9 protein-coding genes and 1 pseudogene are annotated in these 6934 nt (G+C 63.6%); 5 read left to right on the forward strand and 5 right to left on the reverse strand.

The genetic code is table 11. The annotated features are described in order from the left end of the window. Positions 1–551, forward strand: a 551-nt coding sequence (locus E5W87_RS32315) for a DUF6596 domain-containing protein (RefSeq protein ID WP_367118901.1), incomplete at its 5' end; no start/stop codon positions are given. A 15-nt stretch (positions 552–566) separates the two neighbouring features. Here E5W87_RS32315 and E5W87_RS32320 read toward each other — a convergent pair. The 5 genes from E5W87_RS32320 to hrcA all read right to left on the reverse strand — a co-directional run bounded on the left by E5W87_RS32320 (position 567) and on the right by hrcA (position 4822). After that, positions 567–1190 carry a glutathione S-transferase family protein gene (locus E5W87_RS32320; protein WP_292407078.1) on the reverse strand — a complete coding sequence of 208 codons (624 nt, stop codon included), beginning with the start codon at positions 1188–1190 and terminating at the stop codon, positions 567–569. 167 nt (positions 1191–1357) lie between these two features. Beyond that, on the reverse strand, positions 1358–2338 hold the full coding sequence (cysK, locus tag E5W87_RS32325) for a cysteine synthase A (RefSeq protein WP_292407081.1): 981 nt from the start codon (positions 2336–2338) through the stop codon (positions 1358–1360). A 195-nt stretch (positions 2339–2533) separates the two neighbouring features. Further along, positions 2534–3151: a LysE family translocator gene (locus E5W87_RS32330; RefSeq protein ID WP_292407084.1), complete on the reverse strand. Its 618-nt coding sequence runs from the start codon at positions 3149–3151 to the stop codon at positions 2534–2536. A gap of 212 nt (positions 3152–3363) precedes the next feature. Beyond that, entirely contained in the window at positions 3364–3561 is a 198-nt protein-coding gene (locus tag E5W87_RS32335) for a hypothetical protein (protein WP_292407087.1), read from the reverse strand. A gap of 148 nt (positions 3562–3709) precedes the next feature. Continuing rightward, positions 3710–4822 carry a heat-inducible transcriptional repressor HrcA gene (gene hrcA, locus E5W87_RS32340; protein ID WP_292407089.1) on the reverse strand — a complete coding sequence of 371 codons (1113 nt, stop codon included), beginning with the start codon at positions 4820–4822 and terminating at the stop codon, positions 3710–3712. 134 nt (positions 4823–4956) lie between these two features. Here hrcA and rph point away from each other — a divergent pair, with 134 nt between their 5' ends. From rph to E5W87_RS32360, 4 genes and pseudogenes are all read left to right on the forward strand, one after another. Further along, on the forward strand, positions 4957–5673 hold the full coding sequence (rph, locus tag E5W87_RS32345) for a ribonuclease PH (protein WP_292407091.1): 717 nt from the start codon (positions 4957–4959) through the stop codon (positions 5671–5673). A gap of 14 nt (positions 5674–5687) precedes the next feature. Then, positions 5688–6098 (forward strand): VOC family protein, encoded by a 411-nt coding sequence (locus tag E5W87_RS32350; protein WP_292407099.1) that lies wholly within the window; start codon positions 5688–5690, stop codon positions 6096–6098. Continuing rightward, positions 6098–6760: an RdgB/HAM1 family non-canonical purine NTP pyrophosphatase gene (gene rdgB / locus E5W87_RS32355; RefSeq protein ID WP_292407102.1), complete on the forward strand. Its 663-nt coding sequence runs from the start codon at positions 6098–6100 to the stop codon at positions 6758–6760. The genes E5W87_RS32350 and rdgB overlap by 1 nt, the downstream gene beginning before the upstream one ends. Further along, positions 6757–6934, forward strand: a pseudogene (locus E5W87_RS32360) (coproporphyrinogen III oxidase); the annotation flags it as partial. The gene rdgB and the pseudogene E5W87_RS32360, both read left to right, overlap by 4 nt.

Here is a 6934-nt window from a genome sequence, read left to right on the forward strand (position 1 = left end):
TGCTGGCGCTGATGCTGTTTGCCGAGGCGCGGCGGGGAGCCAGGCGCGGTAGCGAAGGCGACTTCGTGCCACTTGCAGAGCAGGATTGCCGGCTGTGGGACCGCACGCTCATCGATGAGGCGGAGGCGCTGCTTTCGCACGCCGCCGCCAAGGCGGTGATCGGCCGCTACCAGCTCGAAGCAGCGGTGCAATCCGCCCATGCGGCGCGGCGGCTGACTGGCCGCACCGACTGGATGGCGATCCGCGAACTCTATGACGCGTTGCATTCGATCGCAGGCTCACCGGTGGTGTCGATCAACCGCGCGGTGGCCATTGCCGAGACCGACGGCGCCGCGGCGGGATTGAGCACGCTTGATGAGCTTGGCGACGACAAGCGGCTGCATGATTATCAGCCTTATTGGGCCGCCCGCGCGGGCCTCCTGGCTAGGCTTGGCAAAACTCGGGAGGCTACCGAGGCTTATGACCGGGCGATCGGCCTCGAACGTGATCCGGCCGTGCGCCGGTTCCTGCAGGAACGACGGGCGGGGCTCAGCCGCGCGGAAAAAGACTGAGACAACACGATCCGTTCAGGCCGGCCACATGGAGTGGGAGGCGTTCAGCGTCCTCATCACCTGATGCTCCCGCAACTTGGCCCACAGGCGTTCGATGTTCGGCCAGGCGCTGGGGACCTTTTCAATCTCGGGATGCCAGGCCACCAGCATGACGAGGTAGATGTCGGCCAGCGAGAGCTGGTCGCCGACCAGCCACTCCCGGCTTTCGAGGGCAGCATCGAGAATGGCCAAGCCGCGGTCCATTTCCGAGATCGCTGCCTGCTTGACGGCTTCCACGCCGCCGGGATCGGTCGTGTAGCGATGAGCGTAGAAGAACCGCAGGTCAGCCGAATAGATGACCGACGACATGAACGTCATCCAGCGCAGGAAGTCGGCGCGGTCAGGCGAGTTCACAGCCGGCGCCAAGTTCGCTTCCGGGTGGCGCTCGGCAAGCAGGATGCAGATCGCCGCCGATTCGGTCATCGAGCTGCCGTCCGGCAGGACCAGGACCGGCACCTGGTTCAAGGGGCTGATGTCGAGAAAGGCCTGGTCGGGTCGGCCTTTCGGAACATCGATCTGGTCGAAAGGCACACCCGCCAGTATCAACGCCGCCTCAACGACAAAGCCGCCGGTATTGGCACGGGTATAGAGCTTGTACATGAAATCCTCCGCCAGCCGGTGCAAGGCCGGCGCGATTTGAACGGAAGCGCCGCTTTACTCAAGCGAGCGGCAGCCGCCACAGGTGTTTTTTCAGCGGTCCAGCGAACTGCGATCTAGACCCTGGGGCGTTGTTGTTGGAACCAGTCGCGAGACGAAGCGTCGACGACTTAAGCACCCAGCCCTTCGAACAGGATCGTCGACAGATAGCGTTCGGCGAAGGATGGAATAACGACTACCAGGTTCTTGCCCTTGTTCTCCGGCCGCGAGCCAACGACGATCGCTGCCTGCAGGGCAGCGCCCGATGAGATGCCGACCGGCACGCCTTCGAGGCGGGCGACGAGCCGCGCATTGGCGACCGAATCCTCGTTGGAAACCTTGACGATCTCGTCATAGATCGTCGTATCGAGGATCTTCGGCGCGAAGCCGGCGCCAATGCCCTGGATCTTGTGCGGGCCGGGCTGGCCGCCCGACAGCACCGGCGAGGCTTCCGGCTCGACGGCGACGACATGCACGGAAGGCTTGCGCTGCTTCAGCACCTGGCCAACGCCGGTGATGGTGCCACCGGTGCCTATGCCGGCGACGAAGATGTCGACTTCGCCTTGGGTATCGTTCCAGATTTCCTCGGCCGTGGTGCGGCGGTGGATTTCCGGATTGGCCGGATTCTCGAACTGCTGCGGAATGACGGCGTCGGGCAGCGTCGCGGCCAGCTCGTCGGCCTTGGCGATGGCGCCCTTCATGCCTTTCGGCCCTTCGGTCAGCACCAGTTCGGCGCCGAGCAGCGCCAGCATCTTCCTGCGTTCGACCGACATCGTTTCCGGCATGGTCAGGATCAGCTTGTAGCCCTTGGCGGCGGCGGCAAAGGCGAGCGCAATGCCGGTATTGCCCGAGGTCGGCTCGATCAGCGTGGTCCTGCCGGGCGCAATCCTGCCCGATGCCTCAAGCGCCTCGATCATCGAGACGCCGATGCGGTCCTTGACGGAGGCGATCGGGTTGAAGAATTCGAGCTTGGCGAGCAGATTGGCGACAACGCCCTTTTCATTGGCGAACTTGTCGAGCCGCACCAGCGGGGTGTCGCCGATTGTTTCGGTGATCGAATTGTAGATGCGGCCGCGGCCGGGCACATGCGCGGTGGTGGCGGGCTTGTTCATTGGTTCGCTCCCCAAAGGTCAGATGGGCCAGAGTCAGTCAGGCAAAGAGTCAGGCGGGCATAAGATAGGGCCATCCGCCGCGCAAGATAGTCTGTCGGTTGAAAATATCCGAATGGGACGCATGCTGAAAACAGCTTCGGCCCGGAAAAGCATTCAGGCGGTGGCCTGTTTAGGAATGGCTCGGCCGCGAGATGCCTATTGCCGGGCGGCGATCGCAGCCGCCGCGCCGACCATGAAGCCGGCGGCGGTGCGGTTCAGCACCCTCAGCGCGCGCGGCGACTTCAGGAGCCCACGCGCCTTGGCCGCCAGCGCCAGATAGGGCACCAGCACCACCAGCAGCACGACGAGCGTCAGCGCGACGAGGATGCCGTAATCGGCGAGCGTGATGGTCTTCAGATCGACGATGGTCGGCGTGATGGCAAGATAGAAGATCATCGTCTTCGGATTGCCGAGCGTGACGGCGAGGCCGGCAATAAAGCTCGACACCAGCCCGCCCTTGCCTTTCTTCGCCTCCACCGTTTCGGGCGTGATGCCGCTCGTCCAGAAGCGCCAGCCAAGGAAAGCGAGATAGGCGACGCCCAGCCATTTGATTGCCAAGAAGGCCATCCCGAAGGTCTGCGCGACGAGGGCCAGGCCGAGCACCACGGCGGTGAGATAGGTGAGATCGCCGAGCATCAGCCCGAAAGACATGGCGAGCGCCGAGCGGAAGCCGGAACCAAGCGCACGCGCAATAAGCGCGGTGAGACCTGGGCCAGGAATGGCGGCGGCGATGCCGAGGGCCGCGCTATAGGCGAGGAATCCGGTGAGGGTCATGTTTTCGGGCCTTAGCGTATGACCCCAAAAACGGGATCGACTTTTAAGACTGCGCGCCTTGTCTCACAAAAGGCGGGCGGGCGTGTACTCCCTGAGGCCGGATTCGATTGCACCAGAGCCGCCGGCCGGGCGAACTCGCCGATCAAGACGGACTTTTGTCGTAGGTGACGCGCACACGGAGAGTTGACGCGGAATCGATCGGTTTTCGGAACTCAGTTTCCGGCTGCGTAAAAATCGTCGTCGAGGCGCTTTTCCAGCGCGACGAGATCGGCCGGCAGCGGCAGGCCCATGGCGCGCATTTCCCTCAGCTTTTCGCGTAGCTGCTCCTGCACTTCATGCTGATCCTCGGGCTGGTTGATCATCTGCTCGAGCAACATGCTGATCTGGGCCTTGAACGATTCCAGCGCCATTTTTTTCTCCTTGGGTCCGGCCTAAGCGCGTCGCGTTTGAAGGGTTCCTGCGACGCGCTTTGCTTTCGTGTTTTTATGCATGTCGTTATCCCAAAACCGCTTGCGCATCACAGGTCAAGCCCGAGGGGAGGCTTTTGGGCGACATGCATTATCGCAGCATGCGGGAAATAAGCTGCGCCGTATAGTCGACCATCGGCACGATGCGAGCGTAGTTCAGCCGGGTCGGGCCGATGACGCCGAGCGCGCCGATGACGCGGGCGTCCTTGTCGCGATAGGGCGCCACGACCAGCGACGAGCCCGACAGCGAAAACAGCTTGTTTTCCGAACCGATGAAGATGCGCACGCCGGACCCTTCCTCGGCAAGGTCGAGAAGCTGGATCAGCCCGTCCTGCGTCTCCAGGTCCTCAAACAAGTGCCGCAGCAGCTCGATGTCGGCCTGGGCCGTGACGTTTTCCAGCAGATTGGCGCGGCCGCGCACGATGAGACGCGCCGGCAGGCCGCTGTCGGCGCCTGCCCAGACCGCAAGGCCTTTCTCGACCAGGTCCTGCGACAGCGTGTCGAGGGCGGCCCTGGTTTCTTCCTTGATGCGGGCGATCTCGATCCGCGCCTCGGCCAACGTGCGGCCGCGGATATGGGCATTGAGGAAGTTCGAGGCTTCATGCAATTGCGAGACGGTGACGCCGGCGGGCAGGTCGAGGACTCGGTTTTCGACGTCGCCGTTCTGCGAGACCAGCACGGCCAGCGCCTTGGTCGGCTCGAGCTGGATGAACTCGATGTGCTTGAGGGCCACCTCGTTCTTGGCGGCAAGCACGAGGCCGGCGCCGCGCGACATGCCGGACAGCATCTGGCTGGCTTCGGTGAGCATATGCTCCAGCGTCGCGCCCGAGCCGGAGGCGCGCACCTGTGCCTCGATGATGCGGCGCTCCTCATCGGAGAGGTCGCCGAGCTCCATGAACGCGTCGACGAAGAAGCGCAGGCCGGCCTGGGTCGGCAGCCGGCCGGCCGAGATATGCGGCGCGTAGATCAGGCCGAGATGCTCGAGATCGCTCATCACATTGCGGATGGTGGCGGGCGACAGCGAAGACGGCAGGATCCGCGACAGGCTGCGTGAGCCGACCGGTTCGCCGTCCTTCAGGTAGGAATCGACGATGCGCCGAAAGATGTCGCGCGAGCGCATGTCAAGGGATTGAAACGCCGGCGATTGAAACGCGGGCGACTGAAGCACGGGCGACTGGGAACTGGGATCGACTGCCTTGGTCATTCGAGCCAAATACCTCCGGCCCAAAGATATAGACTTCGGCCGCGCCCGCGCAACCGGCCATTTTCCTTTGCGCCATGCGCCCCATGCGGCTACAAGCCGGCCACGATTCCGAAAAAGATAGGAAAAAAGCCTGAATGCGCCCTTCTAAACGCCAATTCGACGAAATGCGCGCCATCTCCTTCGAGCGCGGCGTCTCCAAGCACGCGGAAGGTTCGTGCCTGGTGAAGTTCGGCGACACGCATGTGCTGTGCACGGCCAGCCTCGAGGAAAAAGTGCCGGGCTGGATGCGCAATTCCGGCAAAGGCTGGGTGACGGCGGAATACGGTATGCTGCCGCGTTCGACCGGCGAGCGCATGCGCCGCGAGGCTTCGGCCGGCAAGCAAGGCGGCCGCACGCTGGAAATCCAGCGGCTGATAGGCCGTTCCCTGCGCGCCGTGGTCGATCTGCAGGCGCTGGGCGAGCAGCAGATCACCGTCGACTGCGACGTGATCCAGGCCGATGGCGGCACACGCACCGCTTCGATCACCGGCGGCTGGGTGGCGCTTTACGACTGCCTGCGCTGGATGGAAGCCCGGCAGATGGCCAGCGTCGCCAAGGTGCTGAAGGACCATGTCGCGGCTATTTCCTGCGGCATCCATGACGGCCAGCCGGTCATCGACCTCGACTATCTCGAGGATTCCTCGGCCGGCACCGACGCCAATTTCGTCATGACCGGTAAGGGCGGCATCGTCGAGATCCAAGGCACGGCCGAGGGCGAGCCTTTCTCGGAAGAACAGTTCACGGCGCTGATGGAACTGGCCAAGAAGGGCATTGCGCGACTGGTCAGCCTGCAGCAGATGGCTGTAGGTTAATTTTCGGTTCTGTCATGACTCCTTCCGCCATCCTCGAATCAGCCCTCTATGTGACCGACCTCGATGCCGCGGAAGACTTCTATTCCGGCGTGCTCGGGCTCGATCTGCTGGGTAAGGTCGACGGCAGGCATCTTTTCTTCCGGTGCGGGGACGGCGTGTTGCTCATCTTCAACGCCGAGGCGACCAAAGTGCCGCCGGCGCCCGAAGCCAGGCTGAAAGTGCCGCCGCACGGCACTGTCGGCGATGGCCATCTCTGCTTTGCAGCAAGCGCGGGCGAGATCGTGCGCTGGAAGGCGCATCTTGAGCAGAAGAAAATCGCCATCGAAAGCGAGTTCGAATGGCCCCAGGGCGGCCGCTCGATCTATATTCGCGACCCCTCCGGCAACTCGATCGAATTCGCCGAACCAAGAATTTGGGGCATCTGATGCATTCGCTTGATGGACATAAGATCGTCGTCGCCAGCCACAATGCCGGCAAGCTGCGGGAATTCGCCGATCTGATGGCGCCATTCGGCATAGAAGCGAGATCGGCCAAGGAATACGGCCTGCCTGAACCGGACGAGACCGGCACCACCTTCGAGGAGAACGCCTATATCAAGGCTTTAGCCGCCGCCAGGGCGACAGGCCTGCCGGCATTGTCGGACGATTCCGGCCTGTGTGTCGATGCGCTGGGCGGAGCGCCCGGCGTCTACACCGCCAATTGGGCCGAGGCGCCTGACGGGTCGCGCGATTTCGGCATGGCGATGCAGCGAGCGGAAGTGGCGTTGCAGGAAATCGGCGCGGTCGCGCCGGCTCAGCGCAAAGGCCGCTTCGTCGCCGTCATCTGCCTGGCCTTTCCCGACGGCGCAGCCGAATATTTCCGTGGCGAGGTCGAGGGCACGCTGGTATGGCCGCCGCGCGGCGAACTCGGTTTCGGCTACGACCCGGTGTTCGTGCCGGACGGTTTCGAAAAGACCTTCGGCGAGATGACCGCGGAGGAAAAACATGGCTGGAAGCCCGGCCAGCCGACGGCATTGTCGCACCGCGCCCGCGCCTTCCAGAAGTTCGCGCAAGCCAGACTGGATTTGGCACGATCGGGCGTGAAATGACCATGCTGCTCGACCGCAGCCCCGGCTTCGGCGTCTACATCCACTGGCCGTTTTGCGCGGCCAAGTGCCCCTATTGCGACTTCAACAGCCATGTCCGCCACCAGCCGGTCGACCAGGAGCGTTTTGCGCGCGCCTTCGAGACCGAGCTTGCGACCATGCGCGACCGCACCGGAC

This window comes from Mesorhizobium sp., from assembly GCF_004962925.1.
Classification (GTDB): domain Bacteria; phylum Pseudomonadota; class Alphaproteobacteria; order Rhizobiales; family Rhizobiaceae; genus Mesorhizobium.

What these genes read in the sequence shown, in the direction of transcription:
- E5W87_RS32320 (WP_292407078.1), bottom strand. Translation starts at nt 1,190, where the DNA reads ATGTACAAGCTCTATACCCGTGCCAATACCGGCGGCTTTGTCGTTGAG.
- rdgB (WP_292407102.1), top strand. Translation starts at nt 6,098, where the DNA reads ATGCATTCGCTTGATGGACATAAGATCGTCGTCGCCAGCCACAATGCC.
- E5W87_RS32350 (WP_292407099.1), top strand. Translation starts at nt 5,688, where the DNA reads ATGACTCCTTCCGCCATCCTCGAATCAGCCCTCTATGTGACCGACCTC.
- hrcA (WP_292407089.1), bottom strand. Translation starts at nt 4,822, where the DNA reads ATGACCAAGGCAGTCGATCCCAGTTCCCAGTCGCCCGTGCTTCAGTCG.
- E5W87_RS32330 (WP_292407084.1), bottom strand. Translation starts at nt 3,151, where the DNA reads ATGACCCTCACCGGATTCCTCGCCTATAGCGCGGCCCTCGGCATCGCC.
- rph (WP_292407091.1), top strand. Translation starts at nt 4,957, where the DNA reads ATGCGCCCTTCTAAACGCCAATTCGACGAAATGCGCGCCATCTCCTTC.
- cysK (WP_292407081.1), bottom strand. Translation starts at nt 2,338, where the DNA reads ATGAACAAGCCCGCCACCACCGCGCATGTGCCCGGCCGCGGCCGCATC.
- E5W87_RS32335 (WP_292407087.1), bottom strand. Translation starts at nt 3,561, where the DNA reads ATGGCGCTGGAATCGTTCAAGGCCCAGATCAGCATGTTGCTCGAGCAG.